Origin of the sequence: Actinomyces sp. oral taxon 181 (genome assembly GCF_018370895.1) — a bacterium.
Lineage (GTDB): Bacteria > Actinomycetota > Actinomycetes > Actinomycetales > Actinomycetaceae > Pauljensenia.
On sequence record NZ_JAGYZL010000004.1, the window covers coordinates 75,499 to 93,986 of the forward strand.

Consider the following 18,488-nt stretch of genomic DNA (forward strand, 5'->3'; position numbering starts at 1 on the left):
TTTGTCTTGAACTAAAGTTCATCGTCATCATCGGCTATGTGGATTGTGTGGAAAACCCATTTTTACCGTGAAATGACAGCACTTCTTTCGTGGATGAATATGTGAATCTGTGTGTGAACGAACTACATGTTTTTGTGGACGAAAATTATTCTGTTGTTTTTCTCCACAAATTGCTCTGCCTCATACACAAGCGATCGGAGGTGTTTCACCACAGTTTCCACAGCTTCTGTGGAAAGGAAGTTCGCACCCCCCAACGTCCAGTTTTTAGCTGAGACTTGCTGACTGACGTGCGGCCTGCTTAATGCGGTTGGTCAATTCGGTGACGTAGTTAAAGGTCTCCCTCTTCTCCGCCATCAACCCCACAATCTTCTTATTCGCGTGCATCACGGTTGTGTGGTCACGTCCGCCAAATGCAGCGCCAATCTTCGGAAGCGAAAGATCAGTGAGTTCGCGACACAGGTACATCGCGATCTGACGTGCCTCGACGACGACATGCGAACGGTCTGAGGACGACAATTGATCAATCGTTACGCCGAAATACGTCGCGGTCTGACTCATAATCAGTGTTGGTGTTACTTCGGTGTCCTGCGGGTCAGAAGCAAAGTCCTTCAAGAGCATCTCTGCCATCGAAACGGTGACCGGTTCTTTCGACAGGGATTCGAAGGCAGCAACTCGCACCAGGGCGCCTTCAAGTTCGCGAATATTCGAGGAAATTCGCTGGGCAATGTATTCCAGAACCCGAGGATCAACTTCGATATTTTCCGCACTGGCCTTCTTTTGCAAGATTGCGATACGGGTTTCCAGGTCGGGAGGAAGGACGTCGACCAAAAGGCCCGCTGCGAAGCGCGAACGGATTCGATCTTCCAGATCGAGTTCGCGAGGCGGGACGTCTGAGGTCAAAACGATCTGCTTTCCCGCGTTGTACAGAGAGTTAAAGGTGTGGAAGAACTCTTCGACCGTACGCTCTTTGCCCTGAATGAATTGGATATCGTCAATGAGCAGAACGTCGACCTCGCGGTAGCGCCTCTGGAATTCCTCAATGCTTTCCTCGCGCACAGAGTTAATGAAGTCGTTGGTAAATTCCTCTGAGTTCACGTAGCGCACGCGCATCTGCGGGAAGAGTGACAGCGTGTAGTGGCCAATTGCGTGGATTAAGTGGGTCTTCCCCAGCCCGGAACCACCGTGAATGAACAGCGGGTTGTAGGCACGTCCCGGGCTTTCCGATACCGCAAAAGCTGCAGCGTGAGCGAAGCGGTTCGAAGGACCAATGACGAAGGTGTCAAAAGTGTGCTTGGGATTGAGATGCGTGCTGGCGGTATCGATTGCCAGTTGTGGGCTTCCAGTGCTGCCGGAAGTTTGACTGATCTGTGAAGAAGCCTGAGAAGAAGAGGATGAATGGGCGGGCTCGGCCTGTGAGGTAGGCGCTGAGTTATCCGCAATTTCCGAGGTCGTGGAGGAACTTTCCTCTACCGCTTCTTCTTGTGCATCCATAGTGGGGTCGATGGTTACTGCCAGTCGAACACTTCGACCAAGAATTGCAGCAAGTGCTTGCGTGAGGTCATTTGCACCGTTGTTTTCAATCCACTTCTTGGCGAAGTCATTGGGAACTGCGATGAGGATCGTGCCGTCAATATCGCCCAGCGGCTTTGCTGAACGCAGGTACGACATGGCTACGGGTCCCAGCAGATCTGAGTTTTGCGACAGTGCCTCAGACCAAGCCTGAGTAAGGGCATCGATCGACACGGGAACCTCCGAAAGCTGACGTGAGATAGGACACGAGAAATGATATCGGTTGCGAATCATTATCCACCGATAACTTTACAAGCATGTCATGTTTTCCACAGCTGGGGATAGACCTGTGGATATTTAATCCCCAAATGACATTTGTGTAGTTACAACACCTCACCCTTGTGCCAAAAAGAAAAGACCTCTGTCCACAGCTCTGTGGATAACTTCGCATGTGGATAACTAACCCCCAATTTATCCACACCTGCTTCCACAGGTGTGGATTCAGTGTGGTACGGCGCTCTTTCGTTGACGGAACGGCCAAAAACCCGTAGGCTGTCAGTTCGTATGTGTGCCTAATTGCGGCGCACACTGTCCATGACCAATTCGAGGAGATATCAGTGACCACCAAGCGGACTTATCAGCCGAACAACCGTCGTCGTTCGAAGACGCACGGCTTCCGCCTGCGTATGAGCACCCGCGCTGGCCGCGCAATCCTGGCTGCACGCCGTCGCAAGGGCCGCGCCCGCCTCTCCGCCTGAGCTTTCGCGAGGTGTTGCCCCGCTCGAACCGCATGGTGAATCCAGCGGACTTCCGCCTCGCAATCCGAAGCGGATCGCGCGCGGGTCAGCAAAGGCTCATTGTGCATTGTCGAACCGACGAGGATAGTGATTCACGCCTCGTCGGTTTCGTCGTACCTAAAAGCCAAATTAAACGTGCGGTTGGACGTAACCGAGTTAAGCGGCAATTGCGTCACCTCATGAAAGAACGCTTGGGTGCACTTCCTCAGGGCGCACGCGTTGTTGTTCGCGTTAAGCATGACGCCCTGGGTGCAAGCTCGTGCGAACTTGGGGAAGAATTAGACCAAGTTCTTCGCCGTGCATGGAAGAAATGGGATCATCGGGAGGGAGGTCGCCTGTGAGCTCTCCTTTTGCCTACATTGCCATTCTTCCCGTGCGCTTCTATCAGCGTTTCATCTCCCCCATGTGTGCCCCGCGTTGTCGCTACTACCCCACCTGCTCAAGCTATGCCGTGGGCGCCTTGCACACCCACGGCCTCGTCAAAGGGACAATCCTGGCCGTGTGGCGCATTCTTCGTTGTAATCCGTGGAGCCTCGGTGGGGTCGATGAAGTTCCCACTCGCGGCAAGTGGACTGGCGAGGCCTGGGTCCCTCCGGCAGATTGGGCCGGATACGACGACCCTTGGGCACGGCCCGTCATGGGCATGAATAATCAAGACTTCTCGGCAGGAGCCGAGCACCACGCGGACACGAGCGGTGTCCCCCGCGCATCATAAGGAGATCTCCTGTGGATTCCATTCTCTATCCCTTCGTTGTCGCAGTCGCATGGCTGTGGATTCGAATTCACGACTTGCTTCTGCTTGTTGGAATGAGTTCAGGTGCAGGACTTGCATGGATTATCTCCATCATCCTGCTGACCGTCCTTGTGCGCGTGCTCATCATCCCGCTGTACCTCAAGCAGCTGAAGAGTATGAGGGGCACCTCCATTGTTCAGCCCCAAATGCAGAAGATTCAGGCGAAGTACAAGGGAAAGACCGACGTCGCCTCGCGCCAACGGATGCAGCAGGAAATTTCCGAACTCAATAAGAAGTACGGAGTCAACCCCTTCGCGTCCTGCCTGCCGATGCTGGTTCAGCTGCCAGTTCTTTTCGCAATGTACCGCGCGATCTACGCGATCCATGCACTTGCTGAAAACACCTACTCGGTCGGTTCGCGCCACATCGATTCACTGGGTCCGATCACTCAGTCGGTCGCAAGCGAGATCGATGCATCCCAGGTCTTCGGCGTCCCGCTGTCACACACCATCCGCGACTCGCAGCTCATGTCGCTGCCGACCCTGGTCTTCGTCATCTTCATCATCGTTATGGTCGTCAGCCAGTTCCTGACCATCCGCCTGACGATGTCGAAGAACATGCCGCTGAACCAGGACCCGAACAACCCGATGGTCCGTTCGCAGCGCATGATGATGTACTTCATGCCCTTTATGTTCATCTTCTCGGGCCTCTTCTTCCAGATGGGTGTTGTTATCTACACGACCACCGCTGGTATCTGGGCCTACTTGCAGATGCTGTGGGTCATTCGCAATATGCCGAACCCGAACTCAGCTGCCTACAACGAACTCCTGGCCAAGCGTCAGGATGCCTACCAGTCGTGGGCACGTCCCTTCTTTGCGGACTACGACGAGAAGCGTCGCGAACTGGCCGATGGTTCGGATGAACTCAAGGCTCTTAACGAGACCACGCTGACCGAGGTTCGTAGCCGTGCCAAGCGTCAGAAGATCGCTTCTGATTTCCCCGAGGCCATGAGCGCCGGAGAGATCGTTTCTGTTTACCGCAACCTGTCCATGCAAGAGTGGACGACCCTTCCCGATGAGGTCTGGATGAAGGGTGTGAAGGTTGCAACTGAGCGCGCAGCAGAACGTCGTGAGGCCGCTGCTAAGCGTGAAGAGGCCCAGCGTCAGGTTCGCGCTCGTGGCGGACAGGCTGCTTCTTCCGAGGCCTCGTCAGATGCTGAAGCCGCAGAGCTCGAGCGCAAGCGCCAGGAACGCCGCAAGGCTCGCCGCGCCGCTGCAAAGAAGAAGAAGCGCTGAGGCGCCCATAGACCATTAGATGCCTGAGGCATCAAACCCCTACGGAGGATAAATATGAGCGAAGAAACGACAAACGAGCTCTCGCGCCTTGAGGAAGAAGGCGAGCTCGCTGCCGATTACTTGGAAGAACTGCTGGATATTGCCGACCTCGACGGCGACATTGAAATTGATGTCGAGAATGGCCGCGCATCAGTAGAAATCATTTCGGAAGATCCCTCTGCTCTGGATCACCTTGTTGGCGAAGATGGCGAAGTTGTCGACGCCCTTCAGGAACTCACGCGCCTTGCCGTCCAGACCGAGACCGGCGAGCGTTCGCGCCTGATGCTCGATATCGCGGGCTTCCGTGCCGATCGTAAGGCGGATCTTCAGGACCTCACTCACGAGGCAATTGCGCGACTTCGTGCGACTGGTGAGCCTCAGAAGCTTGAGCCCATGAACCCCTTCGAGCGCAAGGTCTGCCACGACGTTGTTGCTTCCGAGGGTCTTCGCAGTGAGTCCGAGGGTGTTGAGCCCCGTCGTCGCGTTGTGATCCTTCCTGTTGAGGATGCTGACGCCGATTCTGACTCCGCCGACGAGGCCGAGGAGGCCTGAGTGGACGCGCTCGGTAATTCCCTTCGCGAGGCCGAAGATGACCTTGAGCTTGAGGTTCCCGGACCCGAAGTTCGAGAGCTTTTCGGTCTGGCCTACCCAGACATTGCCGAGTTAGCGAACATGCTTGTTGAGGAAGGTGAGCTCCGCGGGCTGATCGGTCCGCGTGAGCTCCCCCGACTCTGGTCGAGGCACCTGGTGAACTCTGCCGCGGTCTTGGATTTTCTTCCCAAGAAGGGGCAGATTTTGGATGTCGGTTCTGGGGCAGGTTTCCCTGGCATCGTCATTGCGATTTGTCGCCCAGATCTTGATGTCCATCTTGCTGAGCCCATGGCGCGACGTTGCGAATGGCTCGCTGATGTTGTGGATACTCTTGGTTTGGACAATGTCAGTATTCATCAGGCTCGAGCAGAGGAACTTCGCGGTAAGGGCAAGGCCGATGTGGTGACCTCACGTGCATTGGCGAATATGACGAAACTCGTGCGTATGACTTCAAAGCTTATTGCTCCCGGTGGTTCTCTTGTTGCTCTTAAGGGACGCCGTGCTGGTGAAGAGGTCGAGGCTGCCGCAGCCGAGTTGAAGCGTCATCATCTGAGTGCTCAGATCCATGAGGTTCCCTCGGTGATGGAAGACGATTCAACTTACGTCGTTGTCGCGAAGAGACTTCGTTCCTAATTCCTCATTTCTTTTCCACGGGTGTGTCCTCGGTTTTCTCCCGCGGACATGACTGCCTACACTTGTGTCATTGACGTGTGAGAAAGGCTTGTGTTTTATGGCCGGCGATACCCCACTTTCGGACCAAATTACGCGGAATTTTCAGGATCGAGAGTTCCTTGAGACGGCTGAGTTTGGCGTACCCGCGTCGACACGTGTCATTGCGGTAGCGAATCAAAAGGGTGGCGTTGGTAAGACGACCTCGGTTGTCAATCTTGCGGCTTCTTTTGCGCAGGCCGGTCTGAAGGTTGTTGTTATCGACGCTGACGCTCAAGGCAACGCCTCGAGTGCTCTGGGCGTTGCTCATGGTCCCGGGACGCCTTCGACGTATGAGGTCATTACCGGTCAATTGACGATCGGTGAAGTTCTTCAAGCCTGCCCCGAGATGGATAACCTGTGGGTCTGCCCGGCTACCATCGATCTTTCTGGCGCGGAAATTGAGCTTGTTGATCTTGAGCGTAGAGAGTTTCGTCTTGCCGATGCTGTTGAGTACTTCGTTCAGGCGTATCAGCAAATCGATCTTATCCTTATTGATTGCCCGCCCTCGCTTGGCCTGGTGACTTTGAACGTCATGGTTGCAGCTGACGAGGTTTTGATTCCTATTCAGACCGAGTACTACGCGCTTGAAGGTTTGAGTCAGCTGTGGTCAACCATCGATCGGATCAGCGCAGACCTCAATCCAAAACTACATGTTTCAACTATGCTGCTTACGATGGCCGACAAGCGTACGCGCTTATCCGAGGAAGTTGAGAATGAGGTACGTTCACACTTCCCTGAGCAGACGCTGCAGACTGTCATTCCTCGTTCAGTTCGCGTCTCTGAGGCGCCAAGCTATGGTCAGAGCGTTATCACTTACGATCCGAACGGTGCCGGTTCACTTGCCTATCGCAAGGCTGCGTACGAGCTGAGCCATCGTCTGGCGAAGTAATTTCGCTTTTCGTTCACTAAAATCATTTTTTCAGGGTTCGATCGTCTTATAGAGGCGATCGAACCCTGATTCTATTTCTCAGGAGAACGCGTCTGTGAAAACGCGTTTTTGCTGGCTCGATACACATTTTGCTGTTTCACGTGAAACAATGGACTCAATATTCGGTATTCGCGAGATTGGTAAGTGAGAATGGCCGAGCAATCAGAATCGACTCATAAGTCCCAACGACGTACTGGTTTAGGGCGCGGTTTGGGTGCACTCATTCCCCCTGCTCAAACTGAGAAGCCTGAAGATGTTGCTAAGCGACCCCTCGATGTTCTATTCCCAGGCGAGCGTAAAACGTCAGGTACAGTGCGCGGTGGTTCCGCTCGTGAATTACTGGAACCGAAATCTCGGACCGCTAAGTCTGCGTCAGCGAAAATCAAGTCATCAGCTCAGACTAAAGCGCGTGCGCACACGGCAGCGAGTATCAGTTCTGATGATGAAAAGGTCGCGGCCACGTCCGGTGCGTCTCTAACTACTGCTTCGTCTCGATCTTCCGGCTCTTCTCGTTCCACGCGAAAGGAAGTGCATGAGTCTGATGGGAACGCTTCAGCGCATGTGAGTGACGATGTTTCACGTGAAACATCGGAATTGATGCAAGTGCCTGGTGCCACGTTTGCAGAAATACCGCTTGAGCAGATCGTTCCAAATACCCGTCAGCCTCGCCAAGTATTCGATGAAGACGACCTGAATGAACTTGCGGCTTCGATTCGAGAAGTTGGCGTATTGCAGCCAATAGTTGTTCGACGCATTCCCCTAAATGAGCAACCTTCTGAGACACTCAAGGGGTTCCTTGAGGAAAAGCCCGAAGCTCGTTATGAGCTGATTATGGGCGAACGACGTTTGCGCGCAAGTGAACTTGCGGGCCTAAATACAATTCCTGCCATCGTTCGACACACTGAAGACGAAGACCTGCTCCGTGATGCACTTCTTGAAAATCTCCATCGAGCACAGCTGAATCCTCTTGAAGAAGCATTTGCGTATCAGCAGCTCATGGCGGATTTCGGGGCCACACAGGAGGAGCTGTCGAAGAAGATCGCACGGTCTCGTCCGCAAATTGCAAATACTCTTCGCCTGCTCAAGCTCCCGGCTTCCGTGCAAAAGAAGGTTTCGGCACAGGTCTTGTCCGCAGGACACGCGCGTGCACTTCTCGGCCTACCTACGCCTGAAGATATGGAAATCCTCGCCAATAGGATCATCGCAGAAGGCTTATCGGTTCGAACAACCGAAGAATTAGTTCGTCTTGGCGCAGTACAGCGTCCGTCGAAGCCTTCCCTGAAACGTATTAAGGTTTCATCCCCGCTCGGAGAGCACATGAGCCAGGTACTCGCAGATGCCTGGGATACGCGCGTAACCGTTTCTGAAGGTAAGAGGAAGGGAAAGATCATCATCGAGTTTGCTGGCTCGGATGATCTGCAACGGCTTGCTGATCTTCTCCTGCCTCACGCAGACAGGCAATAGCATGGCTAAAAATTCGGAGCTGAACGGGTAGTAACTGATTCTAGATACCTAGACTCCGCGATGACGAACTGGTGGGCGATGTTTCACGTGAAACATCGCCCACTGTGTTTGATATGAGCGCGAGTCGTAGCTTCCCAAAATTATGCTTCGTATGAAGCTATGAAGCTATGAAGCTATGAAGCTATGAAGCTATGAAGCTGGACGATGGGACGATCTGCGTAAGTAGGTATCACTACAGCTACTGGGTCGCAGCCACGCTGTAAAAACAAAAGCGATCATCAAGCGGGCGCCAACAAGTCGCGCGAGTATTCCAAATAAATGCAGAGAAATTGCAACAGTATTGAACGCGAGAGATACTCTGGCCAATTTTGTTGAATCAGCAGTCATGGGAGAGAATAGAGGCGGAGGTTGACATACATGACTGACGAGCTCAATACCGAACTGATTTTCTTCGATGTTGGAGGAGTATTAGTTAGTCAACGTCCAGACCCACGAGAATTTGCGTCGATCATTGGCCTTGATGACTCTGCAGAATGCGTGTCGCTGGTCGACAAAGCCGTGTGGGCACATCGCGACACATATGACGAAGGAATGTCGGATCTAGACTTCTGGGATTCGGTTTCAGGAGATTGCGGCCTACCTCAACCCTCAGAAGATCAAGTCCGCAAGCTGGTGACCGCTGATGCTTCGCGAATGCACGCTATCGACGAAGCGGCGGCGCATCTACTCAGCGACCTGAGAAGTGCGGGGTATCACCTAGGCTTGCTCGCGAATATGCCCGCAACGCACGCATCGGTAGTGATGGAAAGCGTCTGGGCTCAACGGTATATCAATGGTCCGATGATCTTTTCCTCGCATGTCGGTATCACCAAACCGAATAGAGCAATCTATCGAGAGGCACTTGCTTCGGCCCAAAGAGAGCCGCAGAAACTCCTCTACATTGACGATCGCTCCGAGTACGTCAAGGCTGCAGAATATCTTGATATACCCGCTCTGACCTGGGAAAACGCAGATACCATCCGGGAAGATTTGAAGAAGCTGGGCATTCTTTAAAAGCTTGAGAATAAAGTTTGGGGCTACACCATCGCGGTGTAGCCCCAAACTTGTAGCTCGAAACTATAAAGCTAGATTCGCCTGGCAGAGTGCAGTTACCTGCGCTGCGCGACGTACTCGACAATAGATGCACAGATCTCGTCGAAAGAACCCGTTGCCTCGGCAGCCTGAGGGAATAGCGAGGTATCAGTCATACCGGGTGAAACATTCGCATCGATAAACCAGAAGTTTCCGTCTTCATCAGCAATGAAGTCAATACGGGAAAGATCACGCAGGCCCAAAAGCTCGTGAATCTGGATGGCTGCGGACTGCACATCCGTCATCTCATCGTTGCTCAGGCGAGCGGGAACGAAGTATTCACTCTCATCAGTTGTGTAGCGAGCTTCGTAGTCATAGTGCCCATCATCTGTGGCCACTTCGACGGGAGGCAAGGCGATGGGGCCATCTTCTAAATCGATCACCGAAACCGCAATGTCACGTCCGGCAACGTAGCGCTCAAGCATGACATGCTCCTCATAAGAGAAGGCATCAACCATCGCTGAACGAAGATCGCCCGCGTCGTATGCCTTTGACATACCCAGGGCGGATCCGCCAGAGGAAGGCTTAACGACCAAGGGGAAGGTCAGTCCGGCCTCGATCATCTTCAGGACATTCTGTGCACCAAGCTGACGGAAAAGCAGCTGGGGAAGGGCAATCCACCCGGGGGTATCAAGCCCCGCGGAACCAACCAAAGCCTTCGCAGTGGGCTTGTTCGAAGCGACCATCGCCTGGGCAGGCGTTGAACCCACGTAAGGAATTCCGGTTCCTTCAAGCAGGGTTTGCAAAGATCCATCTTCACCGATGGAGCCATGCACGAGCGGCCAAATAACATCGGGCCGAAAATCCGAAATTGCAGAGGGAAGGTTTTGATCGAAATCAACAACCTTGGCTGCAAAACCCTGATTGACCAGCGAATTTGCAACACGTCGCCCCGAACGTACGGAAACATCACGTTCGTGGGTCAGACCTCCGGCGACAATAAGGACCTTCAAAGATTGAGCGGACATGAGGGTATCTCCTTGTCAGTCTTCGGTATGAACGGAACCGTCATGACGGTTAGTTAAAAATTCAGCATCTTCTTCGGGGGCAACGCCGAACATGTCGACCAATTGCTTTTCGGCATTAACAACCCCAGCAAGGCGACGGATACCCTCGCGAATACGATCCGGTTCCGGATAGCAGAAGGACAGACGCATGTGGTCAGTGCCGCGACCGTCATAGTAGAACGCGGTACCCGAAACGTAGGCAACCTGGGCCTTTACGGCGCGGGGAAGCATGCTGCGAGCATTCAAGCCTTCTGGCAAAGTGACCCAGGTGTAGAAACCACCGACAGGCTTCGTCCACGAGCACTCGGGCATGTACTCATCAAGAGCATCCAACATCGCCTTGCAGCGCTCGGCGTACATGGCCCGGTAGACCTTGACCTGGCCATACCAGTCGTAATTGTTCAGATAGCTGGACAAGAACATCTGCCCGAACATGCCCGGAGACAAAATGGCTGCTTCCGAGGCCAAGATCAGCTTTGCGCGGATAGCGTGGGGAGCGAGTGCCCATCCAATACGCATACCGGGAGCAAACATCTTCGAAACCGAGCCCAGGTAGACAACACCCTCGGGGGAGAAAGAATGAATAGCGGGCAGAGGATCCGAATGGAAGCCAAGCAAACCGTAGGGATTATCTTCCAAAATCAGCACGTGCTCCCGCATGCAAATCTCCGCGATGCGTTGGCGCCTCTCAAGGGTCAAGGTCACGCCAGCAGGGTTCTGGAAATTTGGAATCGTGTAGAGGAACTTAATGGCGCGACCGGCCAACTTCAGGCGACGGATCGTCTCTTCCAAGGCCTCGGGAATCAGACCATCTTCATCCATATCAACGTGAACAACATCGGCTTGGCGAGCGCGGAAACACCCCAGAGCGCCGACATACGAAGGAGACTCGGCCAAAACAACATCGCCCGCGTTGATGAAGAGCTCTGCCATCAGGTCCAGGGCTTGCTGTGAACCGGTAGTGATCACCACGTCATCGGGATCGGCGCCAATGATCCCGTCATAGGTCATCACGCTGACCAGTTGCTCACGCAGGGGCTCCCAGCCTTGGCCGGAACCGTACTGCAGGGCCTGAGCGCCAGAGGTCAAGATCAAGCTCTTTGCAGTTTCAGCGAGGCTTTCAAGGGGAAGGTCCTTCAAATTCGGCATACCGCCGGCAAGGGAAACAACCTCAGGTCGAGAGACAACAGAAAACAGTGCGCGAATCTCAGAAGCTCGCAGGTTATGAGCTCGATCTGCGTAGGCATCAAACCACGGGTCGAGTCGATTTCCCTGTGACTGAGGATCCTGAGACATTAGCGAACCTTTCTATATAAGTATGTCGAAGGACACACGTATCTAAGTGTGCCACTAAAACGACTGTTGTGACATAAGCGCCGAGGCCGTGGACGCTTAGTCTGCGCCGTGAGGGTCCGCTTCCTCAACGGAATAGATGCCGGGAAGATCAGAGATTGTGGCGATCAGTGCGGGCAGCGCGACACGGTCGGCGGTCGTCGTCTCAATGAATGCATGTCCGCGCTTACCCTCGGTGTCAGATCGAACTTCGGAAACGCGCCACTTTGAATCTGTCATCACGCTCAATACGCGACGCATGACCCCTTGACCGGGATCGAAAACCAACTCCAAAACAATAGTGTTGGGACGGCGGGGCGCATGGGGACCGATGTGGCGTGAAAGGGGTGTCAGGGCGAAAACAATAATGAAGTGCATCAATGTGACAGCGGTTCCCGCGATCCACAAACCTGCGCCACATGCCATACCAATTCCGGCAGTCTCCCAGACGGTTGCGGCTGTGGTCAGGCCTCGGACTGCTCCCGAGCGGGTCAGAATAATACCCGCGCCAAGGAAGCCAATTCCGGAAACGATCTGCGCGGCGACGCGAGAGGGATCGACGCGCACAAGATCAGCCGCAAGCACGTCATTAAAACCGTACTTCGAAACGACCATGAGAAGGGCTGAGGTCATACCGACAATCGCATCAGTACGAAGACCAGCGCTCTTTCCGCGGGCCTGACGCTCCAAACCGATCAGAGAGGAAAGGAATAGAGCAAGTAAGATCCCGAGGATCTGGTCGATATGTTGGCTCAGAGTGAGCACTGGCCCTCCTTGGCAGCGGCGCGGTGATGGTGTGTCATTGATTGTTTACAAGGGTACATCCCCTAGGAAAAACCAGGGGCCAATCAGGGCCTTACCTCATGGTACAAAAGGCCAGCAAAGCGCAGACTTAAACCATGACTTCACCACTGCAGCAGGGCGCAGGCGCGCCACAAGCTCCTTATGCATCCACGGCCTCGGGAATGGTTGTCAACGGGCTGACAAAACTCTATCAACGCGGCGGAAATACGGTTCAGGCGCTCGCGGGAGTCAGCCTATCGATCCCCCAGGGCAGTCAACTGGCAATTATGGGGCCCTCGGGCTGCGGAAAGACCACGCTTTTACACTGCTTGGCGGGAGTGCTGCGACCGACGACGGGAAGTATCACCCTGGATGGTACTGAAATCACACAACTGAGTGAGGGAGCAATTTCAGAACTCCGCCTCAAGCACTTTGGTTTCGTGTTCCAAGATGGGCAGCTGCTTCCAGAACTTCCATGCCAGGAAAATATTGCAATGCCCCTGATGCTGGCGGGAGTTGCGCGTAAAGAGGCCATTGCCCGCGCACAGCAGATCCTGGTGAATCTGGGGCTGGAGGGTGCAGGTCCATACCGGCCCGGCCAACTCTCCGGTGGTCAGGCACAGCGCGTAGCGATTGGGCGCGCGCTGATTACCAATCCAAAAGTTGTCTTTGCCGATGAACCGACGGGCGCTTTGGATCAAAGCACCGGCGCGGAGGTCATGGGTGTACTGACCTATGCCTGCCAAAGCACCAGGGCGAGCTTGATTCTGGTGACCCATGATCCTTCGGTGGCCGCGCGGCTTCCGCATGAAATCCACATGCGAGACGGCCTGATCGATCAGCAGGTGTCTCGATGAGCACAATACTCACTGCGGCACGCGCAGTCCTGGGTTCTCGTGATCGCGCGACCTCAATTCTGACAGTTTTGGCTTTCGCCCTTCCCCACGCAATTCTTCTATCCGTCACAGGTGGGGTTCTGATGTTCTTTACGCGTACCTATGACCTGCCAGAAGGCTTCGAGGGAATGGGTGGCTTTTATGTCTTGCTGGCGTGCTTTGCGGGACTTTTGATGATCGTCCCGACTCTGAGCATGGGCGCGGCCGCTGCGCGTCTGGGAATGAGTCGACGTGCACGGGATTTAGCGGTTCTCCGCCTCATGGGATTAGGGCCTGCAAAAACGCATCTTGCGTGTCTGATCGAGACCGCGGTCTATGCAGCGGTTGGTGTTGTGTGTGGTACCGCTCTATACGGCGCACTTTTGCCGGTTTGGCAATTGATTTCTTTCCAGGGTGAGCGCATCGGGGTTCACGAGATGTGGGTCGGTCCCCTTGTCCTCCTTGCCGAGGCCGTACTGATGATTGTGCTGGCCGCCGCTTCGTCGATGCTTGCGATGCGTAAAGTGGCAATTACGCCCTTGGGTGTTACGCGTCGAACTGAGGGAGCGAAGCTTTCACCACTGTGGCTGGCCTTGATGCTTGTGCTGATCGTAGGCTGGGTGATTGTTGCTCAGTTTATGATGCAGCTGGGGTCGGCGATTGCCTTCGGGTTGTTCTTGGGATTCCTTGGCGTGATTTTTGCGCTGGTTAATGTCGTGGGAGCTTTTTCGGTATCCCTTCTGGGCAATGCCATGGCAAGTCTTGCGCGCACTCCTCAGATGCTTCTTGCGGGTCGTCGTATCGCTGATGATCCAAAGAGCGTTTGGAGGTCTTTCGGTGCGCTTGCCCTGGTCGCCTTCATTGTCGGTGTGCTCATGCCAATCTTCAGCTCGATCGTGAGCAGTACGGGGGATATGCAGGACGTCGAGAGGATCCTCGTGTCGGATATTCGCACGGGAATGCTTCTGACTTTTGGTATCACTATGGCTTTGGGTGCAATTTCGACTGCGATCAATCAAGGCATTCGCGTTATTGATTCCGTTGAGCAGATGAAAGCCTTGGAATTCATGGGCTCGCCCCGAAACTTTATGGATCGTGCGCGCAGGATTGAAATTCTGCTTCCGGCACTGCTCATGATCGGCGGAGCAATGAGTTTGGGCATTGTCTTTATGTCTCCGATCATGGCTCTGAGTGCTGGACTCGCCCCGATGTTGATTTTGGTGGGTATGACTGTGCTGGGCATCGGGCTGATTATGTTGGCTTCCGAGGCCACAGGACCCTTGCGTCGTAAACTATTGAGTGATCTTCACGAGGGGAATAACTGAATTAATACGGTGCTAATACGGCGCTTTAAGGTTGCACCTTAATCAGCTTTAAACAGCCTCTGACCTGGGAAAATGTGCATCGCACAGTGCACATTTTCCCGGGTTTTATCGTTTGGTCGGGATTAAAATAAAGGCACTGGTTGGGAGGTCAGGGTTTCGACCGGGCTGAGCTTCCACTTGCAATGGCGCTGGTGGAATGACGTGCCGGTGCTTTTGCCCCTACAAAAGCACCGGCAAGTCAGCCGTCCAGAGACCTCAGCTTTCGCAGGCAGATGTCTTATCTGGGACTCCGCGATAGCTAAGTGCCACGGACTTAATCAATTGGGTAGCTCGTTGGAAGACCCTGATCAGCAGGAACCCAACCGAGCTCAGGTGCCACATATTTGGCGAAGTTGCTGATGATCGACAGATTTTCCTGGAATCCCAACTTGACTATTGGTCAGCCATCACTGTATAGTTCAGTGCATGCTGACTATTGCTTCGCGCCTCGACGTCATGAACCGGCTCGGCCGGGCCATGGCCGACCCGACGCGCTCCCGGATCCTGATGTCCCTGCTTGACGGCCCGAGCCACCCCGCCGTGCTCTCGCGCGAGCTGGGGCTGACCCGCTCGAACGTGTCCAACCATCTGACCTGTCTGCGCGACTGCGGCATCGTGGTCGCTGAGCCCGAGGGGCGGCAGACCCGCTACGAGATCGCCGACCCGCACCTGGCCGCGGCGCTGACGGCGCTGATGGACGTGACGCTGGCGGTGGACGAGAGCGCCCCGTGCATCGACCCGCACTGCTCGGTGCCCGGCTGCTGCGGTCCGAGCGGCTCCGAGGACGCCTCGTGAGCGCCGCATGCGGCTGCGACAAGCCGACCACCAACGCCGCTGAAGAGGCAGAGGAGACCGAGCGCCCGTGGTGGCGCGACCCGGGCCTGGTGGTGCCGATCCTCTCCGGGGTCGCGTTCGGCACCGGCCTGGTGCTGGAGTGGTCGGGGCTGTACGTTGCGGCGCTGGTCGCGTTCTGGGCGGGCCTGCTGCTGGGCGCGTACACGTTCGTGCCCGGCGCGCTGCGGAACCTGTTCGCTAAGCGGAAGCTTGGGATCGCGCTGCTGATGACGATCAGTGCCGTCGGAGCGGTCATCCTCGGCTACGTGGAGGAGGCCGCCGCGCTGGCGTTCCTGTACTCGATCGCCGAGGCCCTGGAGGACAAGGCGATGGACCGCGCCCGTGGCGGCCTGCGCGCGCTGCTCAAGCTCGTGCCGGAGACCGCGACCGTGCTGCGCGACGGTGCCTCGGTGGAGGTCCCGGCCAAGGAGATCGCCATCGGCGACGTGCTGCTGGTCCGTCCGGGCGAGCGGGTCGTCACCGACGGGATCGTCCGCGTCGGACGCTCCAGCCTGGACACCTCCGCGATCACCGGCGAGTCGATCCCGGTCGAGGTCGCCCCCGATGACGCGGTCTCGGCGGGGGCGATCAATACCGCCGGCGTGCTGGAGGTCGAGGCGACCGCCCCGGGCACCGACAACTCGCTGACCACCATCGTGGAGCTCGTCGAGCAGGCCCAGGCAGAGAAGGGCGAGCGAGCCCGGATCGCTGACCGGATCGCCCGCCCGCTGGTGCCCGGCGTGATGGTCCTCGCCGTCCTGGTCGGCGTGCTCGGATCGCTGCTTGGCGACCCCGAGACCTGGATCACCCGCGCCCTGGTCGTCCTCGTCGCCGCCAGCCCGTGCGCGATGGCGATCGCGGTGCCGGTCACCGTGGTGTCCGCGATTGGCGCGGCGACGAAGTTCGGCGTCGTCATCAAGAGCGGTGCCGCGTTCGAGCGCCTCGGCGGCATCCGCCACCTCGCCGTGGACAAGACCGGCACTCTGACCCGCAACCGGCCCGAGGTCATCGCCGTCGTCGCCGCCGACGGGTTCGACGACGCGCAGGTGCTCGCCTGGGCGGCTTCCGTCGAGCAGCACTCGACGCACCCTCTCGCCGCCGCCATCGCCGCCGCGGGCCAGGGGGCCCTCGCCGCGCAGGACGTGACGGAGGAGGCCGGGCACGGCATCGACGGCATCGTCGACGGCCGCCGGGTGACGGTGGGCAGCCCCCGCTGGATCGACGCCGGACCGCTCAAGGCCCGGGTCAAGGACCTGGAGGCCGAGGGCCAGACCTGCGTGCTCGTGGCCGTCGACGGCCGCCTGGCCGGGGCGATCGGCGTCCGCGACGAGCTGCGCCCCGAGGTCCCCGAGGTCGTGCGGACCCTGCGTGACCAGGGCGTCGAGGTGAGCATGCTCACCGGCGACAACTCTCGCACCGCAGCTGCGCTGGCGAAGCTGGCCGGGATCGGCGACGTGCACGCCGAGCTGCGGCCCGAGGACAAAGCCCGCATCGTCGCCCAGCTCTCCGAGGCCTCACCGACGGCGATGATCGGCGACGGCATCAACGACGCCCCCGCCCTGGCCGGTGCGACTGTGGGCATCGCGATGGGCGCGACCGGCTCCGACGCCGCGATCGAGTCTGCCGACGTCGCCTTCACCGGGCGCGACCTTGGCCTGATCCCGCAGGCGCTGCGGCATGCCCGCCGCGGCCGGGTGATCATGAACCAGAACATCGTGCTGTCCCTGGCGATCATCGCCGTGCTGCCGCCGCTGGCCATCACCGGCGTGCTCGGCCTGGCCGCGGTCGTCCTCGTCCACGAGGTCGCCGAGGTCGTCGTTATCGCCAACGGGCTGCGCGCAGCGCGTGCCCACAAACGATAGGGGTGGCATCGAACGTCATAACTCAGACATTTGCTAGCGCATATCGATAACGCCAGTACCCACTTCGATATGTGCCGTCCGTGCTGCAACCGCAGAAAGAAGCGGTATAGGCGAAGCCCCCTGGGGCGCAAAGTGATGCACCCTGAAGTAGGCTCCATTCACTCCAAGATCATCAGCAGCAACAGATAACTCGATTGCCTGATGAAGGGCATCGCGGCCGCTCAGTCCGTGCCTTCCGTCCCGTGCATAATGTCCAAAGCTCAGGAAACCGAAGGCCTTCAATACTTACACCTGAGATTCGAGCCAGTGCTGCGCATCAAGAGCAGCGCGGCAACCGGAACCCGCAGCAGTAATTGCCTGGCGATAGGTGTGATCAACAGCGTCGCCACAGGCGAAGACACCCGGAAGGTTCGTTGCGGTACCCGGGTCATTGACCAGGATGTAACCGGCCTCGTCCAAAGCAACCTGACCGGAAACTACGGCGGTGCGGGGAAGGTGACCGATGGCAACGAAAACGCCATCGGCATCAAGAACGCGAGTCGAATCATCAACGGTGGAACGCAAGCGAACACCGGTGACAGCCGAATCGCCCAGAACCTCTTCGACAACAGAGTTCCATGCGAATTCGATCTTCTCATTGGCCAGTGCGCGATCGGCCATCGCCTTAGATGCACGCAGCTGATCGCGGCGGTGAACGACAGTGACCTTTGAAGCGAACTTCGTCAAGAAGGTTGCCTCTTCCATTGCGGAGTCACCGCCACCGACGACGATGACGTGCTTATCGCGGAAGAAGAAACCATCGCAGGTCGCGCAGAAGGAGACGCCTCGACCAGAGAACTCTTCTTCTCCGGGAACATTCATATGACGGTATTCCGAACCGGTTGCCAAGATGACGCTGCGAGCCAAGAGGGTTTCATCCTCAAGGGTGATCTTCTTAATATCACCTTCGAGCTCCAGCGTGTAGGCATCCTCGTAGCGAACATCAGCACCAAACTTTTCGGCCTGCTGACGCATATTGTCCATCAGCTCCGGGCCAAGGACACCCTCGGGGAAACCGGGGAAATTCTCAACTTCAGTCGTGTTCATCAGCGCGCCACCTGCAGCCAGGGCACCGGCAACGACAACAGGCTTGAATCCAGCGCGCGCAGTGTAAATAGCCGCAGTGTATCCCGCAGGACCGGAGCCGACGATGACAACGTCGTGGATAGTTTCAGACATGATGTCTCCTTTTGA

At 56.5% G+C, this 18,488-nt stretch carries 18 protein-coding genes and 1 pseudogene; 13 read left to right on the forward strand and 6 right to left on the reverse strand.

Features of this window, described 5'->3' with window-relative positions; genetic code table 11:
* Window positions 1–264: 264 nt before the first annotated feature.
* Window positions 265–1,743, reverse strand: a complete 1,479-nt coding sequence (dnaA, locus tag KHW85_RS03160) for a chromosomal replication initiator protein DnaA (RefSeq protein WP_291458771.1) — start codon at window positions 1,741–1,743, stop codon at window positions 265–267.
* A 383-nt stretch (window positions 1,744–2,126) separates the two neighbouring features.
* Here dnaA and rpmH point away from each other — a divergent pair, with 383 nt between their 5' ends.
* The 9 genes from rpmH to KHW85_RS03205 all read left to right on the forward strand — a co-directional run bounded on the left by rpmH (window position 2,127) and on the right by KHW85_RS03205 (window position 9,120).
* The gene (gene rpmH, locus KHW85_RS03165) at window positions 2,127–2,267 is read left to right on the forward strand and encodes a 50S ribosomal protein L34 (protein ID WP_009748181.1); all 141 of its coding nucleotides are present in this window, start codon (window positions 2,127–2,129) and stop codon (window positions 2,265–2,267) included.
* A gap of 11 nt (window positions 2,268–2,278) precedes the next feature.
* Complete coding sequence (rnpA, locus tag KHW85_RS03170; RefSeq protein WP_034251174.1) at window positions 2,279–2,647, forward strand: ribonuclease P protein component; 369 nt, start codon at window positions 2,279–2,281, stop codon at window positions 2,645–2,647.
* A complete protein-coding gene (gene yidD / locus KHW85_RS03175) occupies window positions 2,644–3,021 on the forward strand; it encodes a membrane protein insertion efficiency factor YidD (RefSeq protein ID WP_291458772.1) in 378 nt (125 codons plus the stop codon). Before rnpA ends, yidD begins: the two co-directional genes overlap by 4 nt.
* Window positions 3,022–3,032: 11 nt before the next feature.
* Window positions 3,033–4,334: a membrane protein insertase YidC gene (gene yidC / locus KHW85_RS03180; RefSeq protein ID WP_291458773.1), complete on the forward strand. Its 1,302-nt coding sequence runs from the start codon at window positions 3,033–3,035 to the stop codon at window positions 4,332–4,334.
* A 54-nt stretch (window positions 4,335–4,388) separates the two neighbouring features.
* On the forward strand, window positions 4,389–4,925 hold the full coding sequence (locus KHW85_RS03185; protein WP_009748177.1) for a R3H domain-containing nucleic acid-binding protein: 537 nt from the start codon (window positions 4,389–4,391) through the stop codon (window positions 4,923–4,925).
* Window positions 4,926–5,597: a 16S rRNA (guanine(527)-N(7))-methyltransferase RsmG gene (gene rsmG / locus KHW85_RS03190; protein WP_291458774.1), complete on the forward strand. Its 672-nt coding sequence runs from the start codon at window positions 4,926–4,928 to the stop codon at window positions 5,595–5,597.
* Window positions 5,598–5,694: 97 nt separating this feature from the next.
* On the forward strand, window positions 5,695–6,564 hold the full coding sequence (locus KHW85_RS03195) for an AAA family ATPase (RefSeq protein WP_291458775.1): 870 nt from the start codon (window positions 5,695–5,697) through the stop codon (window positions 6,562–6,564).
* A gap of 189 nt (window positions 6,565–6,753) precedes the next feature.
* Window positions 6,754–8,067 carry a ParB/RepB/Spo0J family partition protein gene (locus tag KHW85_RS03200; RefSeq protein WP_291458776.1) on the forward strand — a complete coding sequence of 438 codons (1,314 nt, stop codon included), beginning with the start codon at window positions 6,754–6,756 and terminating at the stop codon, window positions 8,065–8,067.
* A 417-nt stretch (window positions 8,068–8,484) separates the two neighbouring features.
* Window positions 8,485–9,120 (forward strand): HAD family hydrolase, encoded by a 636-nt coding sequence (locus KHW85_RS03205; protein WP_291458777.1) that lies wholly within the window; start codon window positions 8,485–8,487, stop codon window positions 9,118–9,120.
* Window positions 9,121–9,215: 95 nt separating this feature from the next.
* Here the strand turns inward: KHW85_RS03205 and KHW85_RS03210 are convergent, their stop codons facing one another.
* The 3 genes from KHW85_RS03210 to KHW85_RS03220 form a co-directional block, all read right to left on the reverse strand.
* On the reverse strand, window positions 9,216–10,166 hold the full coding sequence (locus tag KHW85_RS03210) for a D-alanine--D-alanine ligase (RefSeq protein ID WP_291458778.1): 951 nt from the start codon (window positions 10,164–10,166) through the stop codon (window positions 9,216–9,218).
* 15 nt (window positions 10,167–10,181) lie between these two features.
* Window positions 10,182–11,501, reverse strand: coding sequence for a PLP-dependent aminotransferase family protein (locus KHW85_RS03215; protein WP_291458779.1), 1,320 nt, complete (start codon window positions 11,499–11,501; stop codon window positions 10,182–10,184).
* Between the two features lie 96 nt (window positions 11,502–11,597).
* Entirely contained in the window at window positions 11,598–12,302 is a 705-nt protein-coding gene (locus KHW85_RS03220) for an MgtC/SapB family protein (protein ID WP_291458780.1), read from the reverse strand.
* 200 nt (window positions 12,303–12,502) lie between these two features.
* Here KHW85_RS03220 and KHW85_RS03225 point away from each other — a divergent pair, with 200 nt between their 5' ends.
* The 4 genes from KHW85_RS03225 to KHW85_RS03240 all read left to right on the forward strand — a co-directional run bounded on the left by KHW85_RS03225 (window position 12,503) and on the right by KHW85_RS03240 (window position 17,255).
* Window positions 12,503–13,177: an ABC transporter ATP-binding protein gene (locus tag KHW85_RS03225; RefSeq protein ID WP_048713062.1), complete on the forward strand. Its 675-nt coding sequence runs from the start codon at window positions 12,503–12,505 to the stop codon at window positions 13,175–13,177.
* Window positions 13,174–14,520 carry an FtsX-like permease family protein gene (locus KHW85_RS03230; protein WP_291458781.1) on the forward strand — a complete coding sequence of 449 codons (1,347 nt, stop codon included), beginning with the start codon at window positions 13,174–13,176 and terminating at the stop codon, window positions 14,518–14,520. The genes KHW85_RS03225 and KHW85_RS03230 overlap by 4 nt, the downstream gene beginning before the upstream one ends.
* Before the next feature lie 465 nt (window positions 14,521–14,985).
* A complete protein-coding gene (locus KHW85_RS03235) occupies window positions 14,986–15,354 on the forward strand; it encodes a metalloregulator ArsR/SmtB family transcription factor (protein ID WP_019126703.1) in 369 nt (122 codons plus the stop codon).
* Window positions 15,351–17,255, forward strand: a complete 1,905-nt coding sequence (locus KHW85_RS03240) for a cation-translocating P-type ATPase (RefSeq protein ID WP_291458782.1) — start codon at window positions 15,351–15,353, stop codon at window positions 17,253–17,255. Before KHW85_RS03235 ends, KHW85_RS03240 begins: the two co-directional genes overlap by 4 nt.
* A 36-nt stretch (window positions 17,256–17,291) precedes the next feature.
* Here the strand turns inward: KHW85_RS03240 and KHW85_RS03245 are convergent.
* Both KHW85_RS03245 and trxB read right to left on the reverse strand, forming a co-directional pair.
* Window positions 17,292–17,537: pseudogene (locus KHW85_RS03245) on the reverse strand (LLM class flavin-dependent oxidoreductase); the annotation flags it as partial.
* A gap of 3 nt (window positions 17,538–17,540) precedes the next feature.
* Window positions 17,541–18,473 (reverse strand): thioredoxin-disulfide reductase, encoded by a 933-nt coding sequence (gene trxB / locus KHW85_RS03250; RefSeq protein ID WP_009748164.1) that lies wholly within the window; start codon window positions 18,471–18,473, stop codon window positions 17,541–17,543.
* Window positions 18,474–18,488: the final 15 nt, after the last annotated feature.

Bases quoted from the DNA above. Each gene is read 5' to 3' on its own strand.
- KHW85_RS03235 (WP_019126703.1), top strand. From the start codon at position 14,986: ATGCTGACTATTGCTTCGCGCCTCGACGTCATGAACCGGCTCGGCCGG.
- KHW85_RS03185 (WP_009748177.1), top strand. From the start codon at position 4,389: ATGAGCGAAGAAACGACAAACGAGCTCTCGCGCCTTGAGGAAGAAGGC.
- KHW85_RS03225 (WP_048713062.1), top strand. From the start codon at position 12,503: ATGGTTGTCAACGGGCTGACAAAACTCTATCAACGCGGCGGAAATACG.
- KHW85_RS03200 (WP_291458776.1), top strand. From the start codon at position 6,754: ATGGCCGAGCAATCAGAATCGACTCATAAGTCCCAACGACGTACTGGT.
- trxB (WP_009748164.1), bottom strand. From the start codon at position 18,473: ATGTCTGAAACTATCCACGACGTTGTCATCGTCGGCTCCGGTCCTGCG.
- KHW85_RS03205 (WP_291458777.1), top strand. From the start codon at position 8,485: ATGACTGACGAGCTCAATACCGAACTGATTTTCTTCGATGTTGGAGGA.
- KHW85_RS03230 (WP_291458781.1), top strand. From the start codon at position 13,174: ATGAGCACAATACTCACTGCGGCACGCGCAGTCCTGGGTTCTCGTGAT.
- KHW85_RS03215 (WP_291458779.1), bottom strand. From the start codon at position 11,501: ATGTCTCAGGATCCTCAGTCACAGGGAAATCGACTCGACCCGTGGTTT.
- KHW85_RS03195 (WP_291458775.1), top strand. From the start codon at position 5,695: ATGGCCGGCGATACCCCACTTTCGGACCAAATTACGCGGAATTTTCAG.
- KHW85_RS03210 (WP_291458778.1), bottom strand. From the start codon at position 10,166: ATGTCCGCTCAATCTTTGAAGGTCCTTATTGTCGCCGGAGGTCTGACC.